Source organism: Anaerostipes sp. PC18, assembly GCF_039789045.1.
Lineage (GTDB): Bacteria > Bacillota > Clostridia > Lachnospirales > Lachnospiraceae > Anaerostipes > Anaerostipes hominis.
Window position 1 is genome coordinate 816,701 of the sequence record NZ_CP121164.1, and the last position, 18,127, is coordinate 834,827.

At 42.7% G+C, this 18,127-nt stretch carries 19 protein-coding genes and 2 tRNA genes; all 21 read left to right on the forward strand.

The window, feature by feature from the left end; translation table 11 throughout:
* Nucleotides 1-2 precede the first annotated feature (2 nt).
* The 21 genes from P8F77_RS04545 (at nucleotide 3) to P8F77_RS04645 (ending at nucleotide 18,127) form a co-directional block, all read left to right on the forward strand.
* The gene (locus P8F77_RS04545; protein WP_347256383.1) at nucleotides 3-542 is read left to right on the forward strand and encodes a hypothetical protein; all 540 of its coding nucleotides are present in this window, start codon (nucleotides 3-5) and stop codon (nucleotides 540-542) included.
* Nucleotides 543-555: 13 nt separating this feature from the next.
* Nucleotides 556-807, forward strand: coding sequence for an Ig-like domain-containing protein (locus P8F77_RS04550; RefSeq protein ID WP_347256384.1), 252 nt, complete (start codon nucleotides 556-558; stop codon nucleotides 805-807).
* Between the two features lie 9 nt (nucleotides 808-816).
* The gene (locus tag P8F77_RS04555; protein WP_347256385.1) at nucleotides 817-1,248 is read left to right on the forward strand and encodes a hypothetical protein; all 432 of its coding nucleotides are present in this window, start codon (nucleotides 817-819) and stop codon (nucleotides 1,246-1,248) included.
* Nucleotides 1,245-1,904 (forward strand): bacteriophage Gp15 family protein, encoded by a 660-nt coding sequence (locus tag P8F77_RS04560; RefSeq protein ID WP_347256386.1) that lies wholly within the window; start codon nucleotides 1,245-1,247, stop codon nucleotides 1,902-1,904. The genes P8F77_RS04555 and P8F77_RS04560 overlap by 4 nt, the downstream gene beginning before the upstream one ends.
* 197 nt (nucleotides 1,905-2,101) lie before the next feature.
* Nucleotides 2,102-6,829: a phage tail tape measure protein gene (locus tag P8F77_RS04565; protein WP_347256387.1), complete on the forward strand. Its 4,728-nt coding sequence runs from the start codon at nucleotides 2,102-2,104 to the stop codon at nucleotides 6,827-6,829.
* Nucleotides 6,830-7,546 carry a phage tail domain-containing protein gene (locus P8F77_RS04570; protein WP_347256388.1) on the forward strand — a complete coding sequence of 239 codons (717 nt, stop codon included), beginning with the start codon at nucleotides 6,830-6,832 and terminating at the stop codon, nucleotides 7,544-7,546.
* Nucleotides 7,546-9,294, forward strand: coding sequence for a phage tail spike protein (locus tag P8F77_RS04575; protein ID WP_347256437.1), 1,749 nt, complete (start codon nucleotides 7,546-7,548; stop codon nucleotides 9,292-9,294). Before P8F77_RS04570 ends, P8F77_RS04575 begins: the two co-directional genes overlap by 1 nt.
* Before the next feature lie 11 nt (nucleotides 9,295-9,305).
* Nucleotides 9,306-10,034, forward strand: coding sequence for a hypothetical protein (locus P8F77_RS04580; protein ID WP_347256389.1), 729 nt, complete (start codon nucleotides 9,306-9,308; stop codon nucleotides 10,032-10,034).
* A gap of 17 nt (nucleotides 10,035-10,051) precedes the next feature.
* Nucleotides 10,052-10,300 carry a hypothetical protein gene (locus P8F77_RS04585; RefSeq protein ID WP_287518897.1) on the forward strand — a complete coding sequence of 83 codons (249 nt, stop codon included), beginning with the start codon at nucleotides 10,052-10,054 and terminating at the stop codon, nucleotides 10,298-10,300.
* Nucleotides 10,301-10,349: 49 nt separating this feature from the next.
* The gene (locus P8F77_RS04590; protein ID WP_287518895.1) at nucleotides 10,350-10,817 is read left to right on the forward strand and encodes a phage holin family protein; all 468 of its coding nucleotides are present in this window, start codon (nucleotides 10,350-10,352) and stop codon (nucleotides 10,815-10,817) included.
* A gap of 35 nt (nucleotides 10,818-10,852) precedes the next feature.
* The gene (locus P8F77_RS04595) at nucleotides 10,853-11,593 is read left to right on the forward strand and encodes a peptidoglycan recognition family protein (protein WP_287518893.1); all 741 of its coding nucleotides are present in this window, start codon (nucleotides 10,853-10,855) and stop codon (nucleotides 11,591-11,593) included.
* Between the two features lie 82 nt (nucleotides 11,594-11,675).
* Nucleotides 11,676-12,323 carry a Rha family transcriptional regulator gene (locus P8F77_RS04600; protein WP_287518890.1) on the forward strand — a complete coding sequence of 216 codons (648 nt, stop codon included), beginning with the start codon at nucleotides 11,676-11,678 and terminating at the stop codon, nucleotides 12,321-12,323.
* Between the two features lie 445 nt (nucleotides 12,324-12,768).
* Nucleotides 12,769-12,963, forward strand: a complete 195-nt coding sequence (locus P8F77_RS04605; protein WP_186992449.1) for a helix-turn-helix transcriptional regulator — start codon at nucleotides 12,769-12,771, stop codon at nucleotides 12,961-12,963.
* 601 nt (nucleotides 12,964-13,564) lie between these two features.
* Nucleotides 13,565-13,636, forward strand: a tRNA-Gln gene (locus tag P8F77_RS04610).
* 28 nt (nucleotides 13,637-13,664) lie between these two features.
* Nucleotides 13,665-13,737, forward strand: a tRNA-Lys gene (locus P8F77_RS04615).
* A gap of 191 nt (nucleotides 13,738-13,928) precedes the next feature.
* Entirely contained in the window at nucleotides 13,929-15,530 is a 1,602-nt protein-coding gene (locus P8F77_RS04620; protein ID WP_347256053.1) for a transposase, read from the forward strand.
* A 274-nt stretch (nucleotides 15,531-15,804) separates the two neighbouring features.
* Nucleotides 15,805-16,269 (forward strand): hypothetical protein, encoded by a 465-nt coding sequence (locus P8F77_RS04625; protein WP_287520186.1) that lies wholly within the window; start codon nucleotides 15,805-15,807, stop codon nucleotides 16,267-16,269.
* Entirely contained in the window at nucleotides 16,253-16,555 is a 303-nt protein-coding gene (locus P8F77_RS04630) for a WYL domain-containing protein (RefSeq protein WP_235824621.1), read from the forward strand. The genes P8F77_RS04625 and P8F77_RS04630 overlap by 17 nt, the downstream gene beginning before the upstream one ends.
* Nucleotides 16,556-16,614: 59 nt before the next feature.
* Complete coding sequence (locus tag P8F77_RS04635) at nucleotides 16,615-16,803, forward strand: hypothetical protein (protein ID WP_024728366.1); 189 nt, start codon at nucleotides 16,615-16,617, stop codon at nucleotides 16,801-16,803.
* A gap of 139 nt (nucleotides 16,804-16,942) precedes the next feature.
* Nucleotides 16,943-17,074: a hypothetical protein gene (locus P8F77_RS04640; RefSeq protein ID WP_268876120.1), complete on the forward strand. Its 132-nt coding sequence runs from the start codon at nucleotides 16,943-16,945 to the stop codon at nucleotides 17,072-17,074.
* 201 nt (nucleotides 17,075-17,275) lie between these two features.
* A complete protein-coding gene (locus P8F77_RS04645) occupies nucleotides 17,276-18,127 on the forward strand; it encodes a MetQ/NlpA family ABC transporter substrate-binding protein (protein WP_024728365.1) in 852 nt (283 codons plus the stop codon).

Consider the following 18,127-nt stretch of genomic DNA (forward strand, 5'->3'; position numbering starts at 1 on the left):
GAATGGAAAAGATGAATATTCAGTTTTTTGCATCAAATGATACAGGAATTGAAAAACGCCACATGAAAGCGGAATATTTGGACGTTAGAACAAAAGAAGACGGACCGACCTACGAACTCATGGGTACAGGTTTTACAGAAGCAAACGAGGAGGTAGGGGCGCAGACAGACAGCAAGAAGTATATCAATGACGCTTCTGCTACTGGATCCGTAAAGTCATACGAATGGAAAAAGCCATTCACAGCAGATATGATTAAAAGCCAGCCTGTCATTAAATTTATTTCTGAGATTGGCAAACTTTTAAAAACAGGCTCCGATTGTAACACAACAAATGTCATGGTGGAATTTGACAATCCGATTCCTGCAAAGGAAAATACTTTTTATGCAAGGAAGATCGGCGTATGCGTTGCTGTATCAACATTTAATGATAATGATGGGGAAATACAGGTAGAAGGTGAACTTTTAGGGATTGGAGACATTATTGAGGGAGAATTTAACACAACAACAAAGACATTTATGGCGAAAGGCGATACACCCTCTTAAAGCCGTGACCGGGGTGGCGTTGAATAAAACAACGCTGTCCCTTGCAGTTGCGGCGAAAGAGACACTTGTAGCCACAGTGCTGCCGGAAGATGCCACAAACAAAACCGTGGAATGGGCCAGCAGCGATGAAACAAAGGCAACTGTATCTGTTACTGGTGAAGTTTCCGGGATCTCCGCAGGAAATGCGGATATTACGGTCACAACCATGGATGGGAGTAAAACAGCTGTCTGTGCGGTGACGGTTACAGAAGCGGCAGGAGCATAAGGAGGGAATATGTTAAATACAACATTCATGCGCAATGGTGCGCAGTTCGAGTATGATGCAACCGTATACGATGATATTCAAAGGGCAAGCAAGGCTAATGACAAACTATCTAATGTGATGGAAGAAATTTTAGGCCTGGAAAAGACCAATTATGAGCTGTATGTAAAAAGATTCTGCCTTGGTGTAAGGAACTTTTTTGATGATGTGTCCGAAGAAAAAGGGCTTGGCAAGAAAATTTGTGGGGAAAAGCTGAGTCTTGGGAAACACTTAGAGGCATATATCGCTTTCAGAGAGTTCGACGATGCCCAAGGAGAAGCGATGAAAAAGAATAACCAGATCGTCATTGATCTTTATGGATTTGATGAAAAAGATGTGGAGGACTATAAGAAAAAGGTTTATAAGAATCGGCAGCAGAAGAGAGCCAAGGCGAAGAAAAAATGATGTTTTCAAAACTTCCTACATCTGTCCGGATTGATGGCATAGATTATCCTGTTAATTCGGATTTTCGTATTTTTGTTGAGTTTGATGAAATGATAAAAGAGCCGACGCTTACAAAGGAACAGAAAGATTTCGCAGACGAGCTCTTGAAATATCCGGGGTTTGATCGAAAGAAAGCTGAACTTTTGACAAAATACAACAGCGGATTGGCTCTTTTTTATCAGGAGATACCGGATAATCTTGAAAAAGCAATGGAAAAACTGATCTGGTTTTATCAATGCGGGGATCATCCGGAAGTGGAAGGGAAAAGTAGCAAGAATCAGAAGCCAATTTATTCTTTTCGATACGATATGGAGTATATCTATGCTGCGTTCCTGGAATATGGGATTGATCTATACGATATAGAATATCTGCATTGGTGGAAATTCTTTTCGCTGTTCACGTGCTTAAAAGAAAGCTCTATGATCGTTAAGATCATGGGGTATCGTGCGGCAGATCTGAAAGACATGGACGGAGAGCAGAAGAAATTCTATAAACAGATGAAAGAAGCGTATAAGCTCCCATATGACGACATATCAAAGGAAGAACGGGAATATCAGGACCAGATCACACAAGCCCTCTTAAACGGGGGAGACGTATCTTCACTTTTAAAGGGGTGATAAAGATTGTAAAGATTAAATGCGAAGTCTGTGGGCAGACCCTCTTAAAAGCAGAACAAATCAAAGGGGAAGTAAAGTGCCCTCGATGCAAACACATAAATAAACTGGAAATGAGTACAAAGGGAAGAGTTCAGAGGCGCACCAGAGAGTAGCGTCCAAGCCTACTTTGTTTTTAAAAATAAGGTAGGTGAAAACTCTTGGCAGATGGAAAAGTAATCATAGAGACGGGCCTGGACACGAAAGGGGTGGAAAGTGGCCTAAAGAAATTTCAAGGGCTTGTTAAGACAGGTTTCAAAGTGGCAACAGCAAGTGTTGCGGCTGCGGGAGTAGCAGCGATTAAGATGGGGGCAGACTTTGAAGCCGGGATGTCCGAGGTACAGGCGATCTCCGGGGCATCCGGAAAGGACTTGGCAGCACTCACAGCGAAAGCAAAAGAAATGGGGGCCGCTACAAAGTTTAGTGCCACAGAAAGTGCCGAAGCTCTAAAATACATGGCTATGGCCGGATGGAAGACCAAGCAAATGACGGCTGGTCTGCCGGGGATCATGAATCTAGCGGCGGCATCCGGAGAAGATCTTGCTACAGTGTCCGATATTGTAACAGACTCCATGACGGCGTTTGGCTTGCAGGCGAAGGAGGCTGGACACTTTGCCGATGTGTTGGCGAAAGCATCCAGCAGCAGTAATACCAATGTCGGAATGATGGGGGCTACATTTAAGTATGTGGCTCCTATTGCTGGTTCTATGAAATACAGCATCGAGGATACAGCAACCGCTATTGGATTAATGGCAAACGCCGGGATTAAAGGGGAACAGGCAGGAACCACGCTCCGTGCGGTCCTGACCAGACTGGTGAAACCGCCGAAGGATGCGGCAGCGGCATTAGATGAACTTGGTGTAAGTGCAAAGAACTCAGACGGGACTATGAAACCTCTGCGTGAGGTGATTGGAGATCTCCGGGAGAAATTCGCTGGCTTGAATGACAGTCAGAAAGCGCAGTATGCCGCAAGCATCGCAGGGCAGGAGGCTATGTCCGGCCTTCTGGCTATTGTAAACGCCAGCCCCAGTGACTTTGATAAGTTGACAAAAGCCATCGACAAATCTGACGGAAGCGCCGAGAAGATGGCGAAGACGATGCAGAACAACCTGAAAGGACAGATTACGATTCTGAAATCGTCTCTTGAAGGTCTGGGCATAGAAATCTATGACAATGTGAAGAAACCTTTAACAAGTGCTGCAAAAGCCGGGATTAAGGCAGTAAACTCCCTGACAGCAAAGGTCAAAAAAGGTGGAATCAAAGCGATCATCCCGGCCGAAACCATTACAGCACTAAAAAACTTTGGCACAACTGCTTTAAATATTGCTAAAACAGTACTACCTATCCTTGGAAAAGGGATTGCAACAGTCGGAAACAACATAAAAACGGTGCTCCCGGCAGTCACAGCCCTTGTAGTAGGATTCAAAACTCTTAAAGTAGTCACAACTGTTGCGGCAGCATTTACAACAGCATCTGCGGCAATGGAAGGTGCAAAGACCGGAACCATACTCCTTGGAACTGCACTGAACCTGTTCACAGGAAAAACGATTGCAGCAACCGGGGCAACAACAGCATTTAATGCAGCTATGACGGCATTAGGAGGCCCTATAGGCTTGGCAGTCATAGCCATTGGTGCCTTGGCAGCTGGAACAATAGCCTATGCAATAGCAACGAAGGGTAGTAAAAAGGAAAGCGATGACGCAGCCCAATCAATACAGAATCTTACTCAAAAGAGAAAAGAGCTTTCAAAAGAATATCAGCAAAATGAAAAGGAACGTAAAAGCAATATATCTTCTGCAAAAGATGAAGCAAATACCACCCAGTTTCTTTTTGCAAGGTTGAAAGATCTAAACAAGATTCAAGGAAAAACAACGGCTCAGAAACAAGAAATGGCTCGGATTGTTGATGAGCTGAATGAAAAACTGCCAGATTTAAACCTTCATTACGACAAGGAAAAGGATAAGCTCGATAAAACAACAGAATCAATCAGAAAGCAGATTGACGCACAGAAAGACCTTCTTCTTGCAAAAGCAGAACAGAAGAATATGGAGAGTCTTGCCGGAGATATTGTTTCTCAAGAAAAGCAAGTGGCTTCTGCAAAGAAAGCCGTTGGAAAGGCCACGAAGGAACAGGCAAAGGCTCAGGATGAATTAAACGAGGCTGAACAAAAGTGGAAAGATGCTGGCGGAAGCAAACTCATTACAGAGTATAACGATTACATTGTTGCAAGGGATCATCTAAAAGAAAAAAAGAAGTTGCAGGGTGAGGCCAACGATGAGTTAGAAAAAGAAAAGAAAAAGCTGGATGAGTTAAATAGCAAATACGACAAAACTGCTAAAAGCTACAATACAAAAATGAATCTTCCGGATATCACAAAAGATATCACAGAAATGGCGAAAAAAGCGAAGATAAAAGGAAGTGAAATAAAAAAATCTTTGCTTGAAGGCATTGCGAGTGGAAAATATGCAAAGCCGAAAAATGGGGACGATCTAAAACAGCTTATTAATTTAGATAGTCTAATGAAAGATGCCAAAAATGCAGGACTTAAAATACCGGAGTATTTGAAATCAGGCATCTCAAACGGAAGTATTTCATTCAAAGATGCCGTTACACAGCTAGAAAATGGTTTAAATTTTCAAAATTTATATGAAAAAGCTTTTGGAAAAGGTGCGGAGATTCCGAGGGGGTTAGCAGAAGGAATCCGTAGCGGACAATATGCAGTCCCCACAACGGTAAATGGAATGAAAGCCCTTGTCCAGTTCAATGATTTACAGACAAAAGGTCTGAAAGCTGGTGTTCAGATACCTTCCAAAATTGCAGAAGGTATTATAAGCGGTAACACAAAGCCAAATGCGGCTATAAAGCAAATGAACTCTTTTGTTTCGTTTGCTGACCTGGTAGATAAATCAGGAAAAGCAGGAGATAAGGCGGTAAAAGAGCTTGTAAAATCCGTGAACGCTGGCAAAACATCCCCGAAGAAGGCCATGGAAGAGCTGACAAAGCTCATGGGAGACGCAGGCGTTAAAGGCGGTGAAAAGGCCGGGAGCAAAACCGGAAAGAAAATCGACGATAGCACTGCCACAGCTGTAGATAAAAATAAGGGACAGATAAAAACAGCAACCCAGGGAGCGGTAAACGATGCCCAAGACGTAGACACTAGCGGATTCAGTACTTTAGGCGGAAATATCGCTGCTGGTATTGCCGCCGGAATCGGGGGATCTGCCGGGCTTATTGCAGGAGCCGCCGCTGGGGCTGTTATGCAGGGACTTGAGGCGGGAAAGAAAAAGTCCAAAACCCATTCTCCGTCTGTACTGTTTAGAGACGAACTTGGACGTTATCTGGCCCTTGGTATCGCCGTAGGTATAGACAAGAATGCCGGAAAAGTTGCAGAAGCGTCTATGCGGGTGATAAACGTCACAATAGGCGCAGCTAAAAAACAATCACCACAGAAGAAATTCAAAAAGATCATTGGGGAAAGCATACCAAAGGGCATTAGAGATGGTATTAAGTCGGCGCAAAAAGGCGCTATCGGTGCCGTAAAAAGCCTCATGGAAAACTTACTGAAAGCTTCAAAAACCACAACAAAGTTTTCGGACACAGGTTCCAATTTTGTTGACAGCTTCAAAAGCTCTTTGGATGGGCAGAAAGATAAGTCCGTAACATCTATCAAGAATCTGACGGATACGCAGATCAAGGCGGCGAAAAAACAGATTGATAAATCTGAGAAGAAACGCCTTGAAGCCGCTGAAAAGGCTTACAAAAATGCTCAGAAAAAGCACGGAAAGAACAGTAAACAAGCCAAGAAGGCAAAGAACAGCCTGAACAATGTTAAGGATGATATAAAGGCTCAGAAGTCAGCGGCGAAAAAAGCCGGGAAAGCAGTTGCAACAGCCTATAATAAAGCGATCACTGCGGAAACAAACCGCCTAGAAAAACTGGCAGATCAGAAGATCAATGAGATTTCTGACAAGTACCAGCAAAAATATGATGAGATCATGCAGAAACAGGAGGCATTGATTAGTAAACAGCAGACCTATGGCAGCCTCTACGATCTGGACCAGAACCTACATGATATAGAGGATTATCAGCGCCGCTTAAAAGCCCTAGAAAACAAAATTCCGCAATCCATGATGGACCGGATTCTCGGGATGGATGTAGAAGAGGGGCGGCAATATATGGCCTGGTTCCAGTCCCTCACGGCTGCGGAACAAAAAGCTTATACAGATAAGTGGAATAAGCAACAGGAGATGTCAAAGAATTTCTCAAGCAACTTCTTTTCCGATGACATTGCAAACTTAAAGGCGGGTTATGCAAAGGAAATTGATGCTGTTGTAAAAGATCTCAAAACACAGATGAATACAGCCGGGAAAAATGTCTGGCAGGGGTTCATTAATGGAATGAATGGCCAGAAGAAAAATCTGAACAAGAGTACAAAGAAACTTTGCGATCAAATCATAAAGGCTGTAAAAACTAAGTTTAAGATCAAATCTCCGTCAAGGGTATTTGAAGAAATCGGAAAATATAACATCCAAGGAGCCGAAAAAGGACAGGGAAAAGAAGCTCCGAAGTTATATAAGCAGATCGACCGGATGGCAGATACCATGGTCGCACGCTTTGCAAGGGCAAATCTGAACTTGCCGGATTTGCAAAACCGCATGCAAGCGGCAGTAGCACAACAGATGAGCAAGATTACAGCAAGTGTGCAGCCGCAGGTTGTCTATGCCGGAGGCGGCGGGACAACGACAATCGAAAAGACGGTCTATACCGGGCCGGAAAAAATAGAGGTTGTAACAAACATAGAGGGCCGAGAGGCGGCAAGGACGCTGGCCCCGTTTATGGACAGCCGATTGAACAGCATGGCAGATAGGAAAGCAAGAGGGGGTGTATAGATGGAAGATAGAGGAACATTAGGTGTGCAGATTGGAGGAAAGCACACCTTGAAAGATTGGAATCTGGGGTGGTTGTCGATCACACTGGGATTCCCAGAGGCAAAGACATATGAGCAGGATATACCGGGGGCTGACGGCTCCCTGGATCTGACAGAGGCAATGACACCGGGTGATGTAAAGTATAAACCCAGGTCTATTACAATGGAGTTTGATATGCTGGATGCGGATTATTTTGATTGGAACGCAAAGATTTCAGAGATTGCAAACTACCTGGTGGGACAGAAGTTTAAAATTTTTCTGGACAGTGATCCGGCGTTCTATTACATGGGACGCCTAAAATTGGATACTGAGAAGTCGGAGAAAGCAGAGAGCAAGATCACTATCTCCGGGGAGGTTGATCCGTACAAATATGAAAAGTACAGTAGTCTGGAGGATTGGACCTTTGACGATTTTAATTTTGAAACGGGCATCATCCGTGAGTATAAGGATCTGCAGATAGATGGCAGCTATACACTCTATATCCCAGGCCGCAGAAAGAAGATCGTTCCGGTGATCGTGTGTTCTACAGCAATGCAGGTAACATACAATGAGAAAACGTACAGTCTCCCGGCTGGAAAGTCAAAGGTATTTGAAATTTGGTTGGGTGAAGGAGACAACTATCTTACTTTTACAGGTACAGGCACGGTATCCGTGGATTACAGAGGAGGAAGTTTGTGATGTATAGAGTTCTATGTGATGGAAAGGTGCTGCACGATGTGCGGGACGAAGACTATATGCTACTGGGGCCAAAAGTGGCTTTAGAGCTTAACAAAACCGGGAACTTTGATTTTTCAATTCTCCCACGGCATCCGAATGTAGATGTTATCAATAAGCTGAAATCAAAAATTGAAGTCTATGAGGATTCAGAACTATTGTTTTCGGGCAGATCCTTAACGGATGAAATAGATTTTCAGAGGACCGGGCAAGTTTCCTGTGAGGGGGAGCTTGCTTTTTTGTTAGATTCCGTACAGCGGGCGCACACATACGGAAGCGAATCTTCGGAAGTGCATAAGGCAGATAACAATATAGATATTTTCAAAGCCCTTATTGCAGAACATAATTCACAGATGGGAGCAGAAAAGCAATTCACGATTGGGACCATAGATATTGATAGTGTCCCGATTACAAAATTATCTACGAATTATGAAACAACATGGGATTTTATAAATACAAATTTTATAGGGAAATATCCTGGATATTTGCGTGTGCGGCATGAAAACGGCATCCGCTATCTGGATTATGTGAAGCAGTATGGAAAAGTGAGCAATCAGGTGATCCGGTTCGGAGAAAATCTGCTGGACCTTAAAAAGTACACCAAGGCCGAAAATATCAAGACTGCAATTATCCCCCTGGGCGCAAACGGACAGACAAAGATCACGAATATAAACGGCGGGAAAGATTATGTCTATAACCAAGAGGCCGTGGACTTATACGGATGGATTTTTGAGAAAGTGGATTTTCCCGATGTGGTGGATGCTCAGACGTTACTTGCAAAAGCGCAGGAATATCTTAAAACCTGCGTGAATCTTGCAATCACAATAGAACTCACAGCGGTAGATCTGCACATGATAGACGTGGATATAAACGCTATCAGATTGGGCGATCTGGTCCCATGCGTGTCACAGCAGCATGGACTTCTGAGCACCATGGGCGATGTATCTACATACTACCTTGTCAGCAAATATGAAATTGATCTGGAAAACCCGGCTAATAACAAGATTGTGCTGGGCCGGACGATCAGTAGCCTAACCGATAAGGTGGCAGGAACTTCCAATTTGACGAACATTGTTCAGGGGATGGCCGGGAGCGTGAACACCGCGGTAAATACAGCAAACAACGCCGCAAATACTGCGGAGCAGGTGAAGGTGGAAATGGACGCAGTAACAAACAAGCTGTGGCCCGTGGGCAGTATCTACATCTCTGTTAACAATGCGAATCCGGCGTCCTTTTTCGGCGGCAGCTGGACAGCATTTGCAACAGGACGAACGATCGTCGGGGTAGATACAAGTCAGGGGGAGTTTAATGCCGTTGAGAAATCAGGAGGGCATAAGGAGTTGCAGAGCCACGCACATGGGCTTAATAATCACGTACATAGCCTAAATAATCATACACATAGTGTTCCGAATCATGTTCATACGATGCAGGGGGCTGGAAATCATTTTCACTATTTGGGTATTAATAAGAGCGCTGTACAGAAAGGTACAAGTTATAACAAGCCCAACAATTTCGAATCTGGAAGTACCTCTTATAAATCAAACACAACAGGCAACCATGCGCATACCATGAACTCTTCTGGGACATGTACCACGGGAGGAAATAGTGGAAACACGGGCGGAAACAGCGGAAATACAACTTCCGCAGGAGGCGGAAATGCCGGGAATTTACAGCCATATATAACGGTATATATGTGGAAAAGGATAGGATAGAAAGGAGCAATATGACAATACAAGAAGCATTACAGAATATTTTACAGGCGGTATTTGGAAAAGATGTAAGACAGAGCATCCACGATGGAATAGATGCAATAAATAAGGAAAGCAAGGCCGACATGGAGGCGAAGCAAGCAGTGATAGAGGCCTACACAGCTAAGCAGGATTTATTAGATCAAAAATATGACAATTTGCTGGATGAGTTATCGAAATCTGATCCATCTTCGGCAGAGGTTGTAGATGCGAGAATGAATGCTGCTGGAACAACATATCAAAGTCTTAAGATCAGACTTGATACAGGCGATGATGCATTATTAAATTTGAAAACGACATTTGAAGCATATCAAAGTGAACTGTCGTCCAAAATTTATCCGGTAGGGGCTATATATATGTCTACCGTGAATGTTGACCCCTCCGTGCTGTTTGGAGGGGTTTGGGAACGTTGGGGAAACGGCAGAGTTCCAGTCGGAGTCAGCGAAAATGAAACGGAATTTGCAGTAGTAGAAAAAAAAGGTGGAGAGATAAAACACAACCTGACGCTACAAGAAATCCCATCCCATGATCACGGTATCATTGGTTTTGGATCAAATGTTACGCCAACAGGAAATGTTTCGCACATTGCCGGAAATAGTGGATCAACAACAGATATGATGGGGACTCAAAAAAGTGGAGGTGGTCAAGCGCATAACAATCTACAGCCATACATCACTTGCTTCATGTGGGTTCGTAAAAAATAAAAGGAGGGAGAACAAACATGTTAGAAACAAAGAGAAGCATCACCCTTACCGGGGAAATAAAAGTACCCGATTCTGACCGCACAGTAGTCTATCTAAACGCCACAATCTCAGAAGGAGGTGGAGAAGACAGTATTAATCAGAATATTCAGGACAGCAAGCTCTACGAAGCGAACAAAGAAGCCGTGCGGCAAGAAATTGCAGAGTTTACAGAGCAGTTCTACGCAGCGCAGGACGCAAGGGTAACAGACACAGCAGAACAGCAGTAAGAGGCCATAGGGCCTTTTTATTTTGCAAAAAGAAAGGAAAGTGAGGTAAATGAAGAAGATGGGAAACAACATTATTGACACATACAATGCGATCACAGGAGCGGCGGTAGCAGTCTTAAGTTACATTCTAGGAGAGCACTGGATTCTATTTGTGGCGTTCTTTGCTCTAAATGTGGTGGATTGGCTTACTGGATGGATGAAAAGCCGTATGGCGGGCAAAGAGAACTCTGCGGAGGGATGGAAGGGAGTCCTTAAAAAGTTAGGCTACTGGCTAATGATTATGGTAGCATTTGGAGCAAGTGCAGTGTTTATAGAAATCGGAAAGGTGATTGGAGTTGACCTTGGTATAACTACATTGCTGGGGTGGTTTGTCTTGGCATCGCTTCTGGTAAATGAGATTCGATCCATTGTTGAGAACTTTGTGGAGGCAGGCTTTAACGTCCCGACAATCCTTATTAAAGGGCTTGAGGTTGCAGACAAAATTGTAAATAAAGATCAGGAGGAAGAGGGCGAATAATTCGTCCTCTTTTTATATTCAGAAAGGGGCAACACATGGCATTAAAATTTAAAAAGAAGTTTGCACGTAAGAGCAATTACGGCGGAACAAGGAGCACGAAAGATATAGATTATATCGTGCTGCACTACACCGGGAACAGCGGAGATACGGCCTTGAACAACTGCAAATACTTCCAGGGGGCATCCAGAGGAGCGTCTGCACACTACTTTGTAGACGGCGGGAAGTACATCTATAAGTCCGTAGCAGTAAACCGGGCGGCCTGGGCAGTTGGCGGCTGCTATTCCACGGCAGGGGCTGCAGGAAACTACTATAAGAAGTGCACGAACGCAAACAGCTTGTCCGTGGAAATGTGCAACAGTGCAGGGAAGGTGCCGGGAAAAGTCCGGGACCAGACGGTCGAACTCGTAAAGTTCCTTATGAAGAAATATGGCGTCCCTGCATCCCGTGTGATCCGGCACTGGGATGTGAACGGAAAAGACTGTCCGGCGCCGTGGATGGGCGCGGACAATGATGGTTGGACAGAATTTAAAAAGGAGATCGGTGGCCAGGCTGTAAAATACACGACCGTAAAAAAGACCTCCTCTAAAAATGCAATACGGTGGATGCAGGGAAAACTAAACGCCTTGACTTCTGGTACAGACATTGCAGTAGACGGAGATTGGGGACCAGCAACACAGAAAAAGCTGGAAAGATACTGGAAACAGCTCGGATGGAAGAAAGGCAGCTATGCCGGGAAAAAGACCTGCACGGCTCTGTACAAAAATAGAAAGAAATAGAATGGGCATCTGGAATCCTCCGGTATGCTTATTTTTTTAACTACCTTACATGCAAATAATAATCAAGGAAAGGAATTATAAAATGTTAGTTGAAGTAAAAAGAATTGACAAACAGGAAAAAACAGTAGTTAGTAGTTTGGACGTTGCAAATACTTTTGGAAAAAGGCATGACAATGTATTAAAAGATATTCGAGAACTTGGTTGTAGTGAAGAGTTCCGACTCCTAAATTTTGAGGAGTCAAAATATCTAAACGAACAGAAGCATAAGCAGCCGATGTACTATTTGACACGAGATGGGTTCACTCTTTTGGTTATGGGTTACACCGGCGAAACAGCAATGAAATTTAAAGAGGCGTATATAAAACAGTTCAATGCAATGGAACGTACTTTACAAGGGAAACTAATCGAAAGGGAAAAAGGTATTGCGGTTCGGCAATCTCTCACAAAGGCATTACAGCAGTCTACGGAAAACGAAAGGATGCATGGTCATGCCTATTCCACATATACGAATTGTATTTACAAGGTATTATTCGGAATGAATGCTAAACAACTCCGTGAAAAGTATGGCATAGATAAGAAAGAAAATCTTAGGGATTACCTGTCAGAGGAGGATCTGAGAGCTGTGCAGTCTATGGAATGTTTAGTGAGCGGATTGGTCGACTGCGGCTGGGGATATGACCAGATCAAAGAGTTTATACAACAGAATAATAGCGCAAAGATTGCAGCTTAATATCAGTTTCAGGGCCGGGAGAAATCCCGGTCTTTTTTTGTGCACAAAATATTGAAATTTTGGGAAATTAACGCATTAAAATACTTGACAATACACCCATATGAGTATATAATTAAATCATAGAAAGGGGGTGGATAAATGAAAAGAGATACAAAAGAAAAACTAAAAGCGGTTAAGACGATTTTAGAAGTGCTCGCAACAATTCTTACCATCATAACCGCAGTAAAACAACTTTTCTAAAGGATAGAGGGTTTATCCCTCTTCCTTTCACCACAATCATAACATAAAAGGAGTGAAGAAACAATGAAAAATAAGTGTGTGATCCTCATGTTATTTTGTTTATTGATCGCAATATACAGTAGATGGGACGTGGTTTCATCCTGGTGTTTAATTGGGGTTTCAATATGCAGTGGATTGGTGTCCGTTATAAATTGGGTGATGCGAAATGAAAAATAATATCAAAAAATATATAGATAAAAAAGGAATGAATATGAAACAGGCATCCGAGCTATCCGGGGTACCATACCGGACATTACAGAACTGGGTGGATGGTACCCGGATACCGAGGGATGTATATCAGATAGAAAAACTTGCACGTGCACTTGACTGCACGATATACGATTTAATAGATTTTGAATAACAATAAATAAGGTAAAGTAAAAAACTTATACGGAGGTAAGAGATATGAATAACGTAGTAGAAAAAGCCCTGGAACTTGACCAATTTGGAAACGACATCCCTGACATTGAGCAGGGGGGGAGCTAACTCTCAGTGATCTTTGGGACGGCACAGGAGACGTGCCGCAGGAGTCTTGGAGCATACAGCTCACGGATTCCGACTGGATCAATTACTGTTTTGAGGTAATAGAAGAAAAAGAAGATCCTCTCGATAATGTAATTAGGATCACGGACATAGAGCTGATATAATGTATAGGCCCGGTTCCCTGCCGGGCTATTTATAAAATTTCATGTTGCAATCGTGGAAATGCTGTGGTATTATATAAAAAGTTGTTGAGCAAATGTTCCATTTTTGTTCCACAATTTTTTCAAGATCACAGTAAATAAGCCGTCCAGAGCGGTTTAGAATAGTTGACTTTTAATCAAGTTGTCCGGGGTTCGAATCCCCGCACGCTCAGTTCCGAATCAGGAAATCGCAGACGGAGATCTGTCTCATATTTTTTGGAAAATCAGTAAAAAAGTAGTTGACATAAGATTTTTGCTGTGATATATTGATAAAGCTGTTGGGCTATCGCCAAGTGGTAAGGCACAGGATTCTGACTCCTGCATCCGCTGGTTCGAATCCAGCTAGCCCAGTTCCATCAGAATTAAAATAACATAATCAGGGTGTGTAGCTCAGGTGGTAGAGCACTTGACTTTTAATCAAGTTGTCCGGGGTTCGAATCCCCGCACGCTCATAGGACTCCGTTTCAGATGAAACGGAGTTTTTTCATTTCATAGGAAAGTTCTGCGACCTTCCCTATGAAGATTAGGGTGTCAAAAGGTCATTGACCTTTGATATAAATTTGTACCTTGAAAATTTAACACGATATATCAATCCATCCGAACATTTGGTAAAATATAAATATCAAATATCGAGGTGATTCGCATGTGTTTTGTATCAAATAATAGTCAACAAATGTCGTTGACTGACAGCACATTTAACCTGACAGAAAGAGAACGTAGGTTTCTTGAAAAATCATGGGCAAAGACTTTTTCGGATAGGATTTTTCCTGCCATAAACGAAGATATATTTTCTGTATTGTATAGTAGTAAAGCTTCTCGTCCAAATACTCCCGTAAATGTCATCGTTGGTGCATTGATTCTCAAAGAAGCACTTGGTGATAGTGATGATGAACTTGTTCAGGCTCTAATGTTTGATATACGGTATCAGCATGCTCTTCATACTACTAGTTTTGAAGAACAGCCCTTGAGCGACAGAACTCTGAGTAGATTTCGTGCAAGATGCCTTGCTTATGAAACAGAAACCGGTATTGACCTGATTCATATATGTGTTACCTCTTTATCAAAAGAAATATCTGAATTTATGGGGCTTACCCCTTCTATGCAGAGAATGGACAGTATGATGATCGCGGCAAATATCCGGAATCTTTCACTATTAGAGCTTTTCTATACTTGTACTGCAAATTTAGCAAAAGTTATGGTTAGCAGAGGGGTTACTCTTCCAGAAAAGCAAAAACATTATGTGGAAAAGGATGATTACAATGCGTTTATCTATCACCAGCGTAAGCTAGATGCTAACGAAAGAACAATTGTTGTAATGCATGATGCCGAAAAACTTCTGGAACTCTGCGAAGGAGATTTTGATGATACCAGCGAATATCAGCTGTTGATACGTTTACTCAAAGAACAAACCATCTTCAATGACGATGGGACCCGCAGGTTGCGTGAAAAAAAGGAAAAAGAGGATCCATCAAAAGTGTTGTTAAATCCATCTGATCCGGAAGCCACTTTCCGAAAAAAAGCAGGAGGTAAACATTTAGGATACGTAGCAAATCTCACAGAAACCGTAGGGGAAAACAAAAGCCTGATCACCGATTATGCGTACGAACAAAACATATACGGAGACAGCCAATTCATGAAGGATCATTTAGCCAAGGAACCGATATATAAACAGGAAGTATTACTGATTGCCGATGGTGCTTACGGCAGTGAGGTTAATGTTGCCGAAGCTGCTAAACATAGAATCCGACTTATCACTACGAATTTTACCGGGAGAAAACCGGCTGATATTTTTGCAGAGTTTATTTTTAGCGAAGATGGGCATGAACTGTTGGAGTGTATCAATCATAAAAAGCCATATCAGTTCCGCTATGATGAGCACAATGACCGTTGTGATGCGTTGTTTAAAAAATGTGACTGTGCAGACTGTCCATACCTGGCAGAATGCAAACCACGTTTACGCCAAAACAATGCGTTAAAAGAACTGTCTTGGAAAGCAGTCAATCGAGCAAAACAACTTCGTTTTATGAAAACAGAAGAATTCAAGCAGTATGCACATTTCCGAAATGGAGTAGAATCATTACCTTCACTGCTTCGCAGAAAATATCATGCCGACAAAATCCCAACACATGGCAAAAAACAGACTCGTCTGCATTTCGGATTCAAAGTCGCAGCTTTGAATTTTCAAAAGCTATTGGATTATGAAAATAGCTTGGTTTATTGTGCCTCTGAAAAAGAGATAGCATAATTAATACTCAAAACATCAAGCTCACCTTCTGTTGATTGTTCTAAATTTAATATTCTCAAACCAATTCGTGTTAAATTTTCAAGGTACAAACAAAATCAGATATTTATTAATATGTCTTTTGACACCCTAATCCTATGAAATAAAAAACACTCCGCGGGCTGTACACAGATGCATAAGAAAATCATTTGCCTTCGGCAAATCGCATCTGGCATGCAAAGTTGTCAAGCCCCCCTCAAAGATTGAGGGGCCTAAGAGCTGAAGTGGGCTTGCAACTTTGTTTTTTTCTGAACATTTTTCTTTTACCAGGAGGTATTCCAATGAAAATAGACCGTTTAATCGGAATTATCACACTTTTACTCAGAAACGACAGAGTTACGGCGCCGGAATCCGCATCGCAGAAGGCTATAAGCTTGACAAAACTGTTTTTACGAAAGAAGAGCTGAGAGCAGTTTTTGAAGGGCTGAAAGGAATTGACAGCGTATCGGGGACTTCCGCTGCGTTAAGTCTCATGGAAAAGCTCTCTTTAGAACCGGAAGATTCGGTTCTGTCAGAAGGAATGATCCTGATCGATCTGGCTTCTCACTATAAAGAGTCGCTGAAAGAAAAGATTGGGATCATAAAACATGCGGTTTCCAGCCGGCATACGGTGAATTTTTTGTATTATTACGGCAAAGGAGAAGAATACCGAGAGATCGCTCAAAGAGACAGAAAACAGTTTTTTGGTGAGAAAAGCAGGTAGAACGGAGACGGATTTTCAGGACTATTTCAGACAGAATGCAGTCAGACTGAGAGCGGTCTTTGAAAAGGAAGCAAAATACAGGCTTGTGGAAGAATACGGGGTCGGATGTTATACAGAAGATAAGCAGGGCCGTCTGATTTTTGAATGGGATTTCGTAAATTATGATAACATGAAGCAGTGGGTTTTGAGTTTTGGAAGCCAGGCAATGGTCATGGAACCCAAATGCCTGGCGGATGATCTTGTATCGGAACTGAAGAAGAATTTAAACAGATATACAGGAACATGACATAAAGCTGTCCGGTTCCTTCTGATATACTGAATGTATTCAAAGAAGGAGGAAGTACTATGTTAAAAATGACAGCAGCAGGATTATTTGTCAGCTATCCGGAAAAAATAAATGGGACGGTGGAGCTTGCCTTTGATCTGCCTTCCTATAAAGATGTGGACCGGGAGTATCAGAGAGTGCTGGAAGCCGGTGCTCGCACCGGTAACGGAACCGTGGGGACAGAGGACAAGCTACGTTGCAGACCCTGACGGGAATCTCATCGAGATCGGATCTTTTGGAAAAAAGTGATGAAATCATAAAAATCCTATTGACAAATCGAAAAAAAACGTGTAAGATTCCAAATAACCTATAGGTACGATAGGAAATCAGCAAGAAGGAGATACCGCTATGAATTTTATCAAGGCATATAAGAATTTCATGATGGATATGATGGGTATGGGAATGCAGATGCAGAGCATGTGCAGTTCTTTTGTGTACAATCGAATACCGGAACATCATATTTGTATGGAGATATCTTAGATGCCGAGAAAAGAATAGAACGGTTGATTTATAAGGAGGCCCATGCATGGCCTCCTTTTTTTGTGCTTCTGAAGATATTATGCCGGTTCCCTAAAACATGAAAACGCTCCATGTCTGAACGGCCGCAGACTGAGCTGAAGTTTGAAATTAATAATTCCATACTGAAAAAATAGGATTTGTATAAAAATGGAGGAACGTATTATGAAAAAATCGTTGAAAAAGCTGACAGGAATCGTTATGATTGGAGTATTGGCACTGGGTGCTTTGACCGGCTGCGGGAGAAGAAATGCCAGCGCTGCAAAAGATATCACCATCGGTGTATGTGCCGGACCATACGGGGACATGGTTAAAAAAGCGATCGCGCCTTCTTTGGAGAAAAAGGGCTACAAAGTATCGGTGAGAGAGTTCAGTGATTATGTACTGCCGGATCAGGCCCTGGCAAACGGTGAGATCGATGCAAATTTAATGCAGCACACGGCATATTTAGAAAAGTTTGCGGCAGATAATGATCTGAGAATCAGCAAAGTCATTGCGGTGCCGACTGCAGGAGCAGGAATTTTTTCTGACAGCATCAAATCTTTGAAAGAACTGAAAAAGGGTGACAAGATCGGGATACCGAACGATCCTTCTAACCTGGCAAGGGCTCTTGGCATTCTTGACAAAGAAAAGATCATTACTTTAAAGAAAAACATCGATCAGACAAAGGCTTCGGAAAAGGATATCGCCCAAAATCCTAAAAAACTAAAGCTTATAACTTTGGATGCCGCTCAGATATCAAGGAGCTTGGACAGTCTTGCGGCGGGTGTAGTTCCCGGAAATTATGCATATGCGGCAAAACTGGACTTTTCCAAGGCATTGGCAGTCGAGACCTTGGCGGAAGAATATAAAAATGTCATTGCCGTAAAAGCTGACGATGTGAAAGGACAGCTGGGAAAAGACCTCAAAGAGGCTGTGGAGTCAGAAGATTTTTATAAAGCAGTGTCAGACAAAAAGAGCAGCTTTAAGTCCTTCCAGAAACCAGACTGGTGGACAGAAAAATACAAAGAAAAATAA

Coding starts and splice junctions, on each gene's coding strand:
- P8F77_RS04640 (WP_268876120.1), top strand. CDS start 16,943: ATGAATTTTATCAAGGCATATAAGAATTTCATGATGGATATGATGGGT.
- P8F77_RS04605 (WP_186992449.1), top strand. CDS start 12,769: ATGAAAAATAATATCAAAAAATATATAGATAAAAAAGGAATGAATATG.
- P8F77_RS04645 (WP_024728365.1), top strand. CDS start 17,276: ATGAAAAAATCGTTGAAAAAGCTGACAGGAATCGTTATGATTGGAGTA.
- P8F77_RS04635 (WP_024728366.1), top strand. CDS start 16,615: ATGTTAAAAATGACAGCAGCAGGATTATTTGTCAGCTATCCGGAAAAA.
- P8F77_RS04600 (WP_287518890.1), top strand. CDS start 11,676: ATGTTAGTTGAAGTAAAAAGAATTGACAAACAGGAAAAAACAGTAGTT.
- P8F77_RS04620 (WP_347256053.1), top strand. CDS start 13,929: ATGTGTTTTGTATCAAATAATAGTCAACAAATGTCGTTGACTGACAGC.
- P8F77_RS04570 (WP_347256388.1), top strand. CDS start 6,830: ATGGAAGATAGAGGAACATTAGGTGTGCAGATTGGAGGAAAGCACACC.
- P8F77_RS04580 (WP_347256389.1), top strand. CDS start 9,306: ATGACAATACAAGAAGCATTACAGAATATTTTACAGGCGGTATTTGGA.
- P8F77_RS04575 (WP_347256437.1), top strand. CDS start 7,546: ATGTATAGAGTTCTATGTGATGGAAAGGTGCTGCACGATGTGCGGGAC.
- P8F77_RS04590 (WP_287518895.1), top strand. CDS start 10,350: ATGAAGAAGATGGGAAACAACATTATTGACACATACAATGCGATCACA.
- P8F77_RS04595 (WP_287518893.1), top strand. CDS start 10,853: ATGGCATTAAAATTTAAAAAGAAGTTTGCACGTAAGAGCAATTACGGC.
- P8F77_RS04555 (WP_347256385.1), top strand. CDS start 817: ATGTTAAATACAACATTCATGCGCAATGGTGCGCAGTTCGAGTATGAT.
- P8F77_RS04545 (WP_347256383.1), top strand. CDS start 3: ATGGAAAAGATGAATATTCAGTTTTTTGCATCAAATGATACAGGAATT.
- P8F77_RS04585 (WP_287518897.1), top strand. CDS start 10,052: ATGTTAGAAACAAAGAGAAGCATCACCCTTACCGGGGAAATAAAAGTA.
- P8F77_RS04560 (WP_347256386.1), top strand. CDS start 1,245: ATGATGTTTTCAAAACTTCCTACATCTGTCCGGATTGATGGCATAGAT.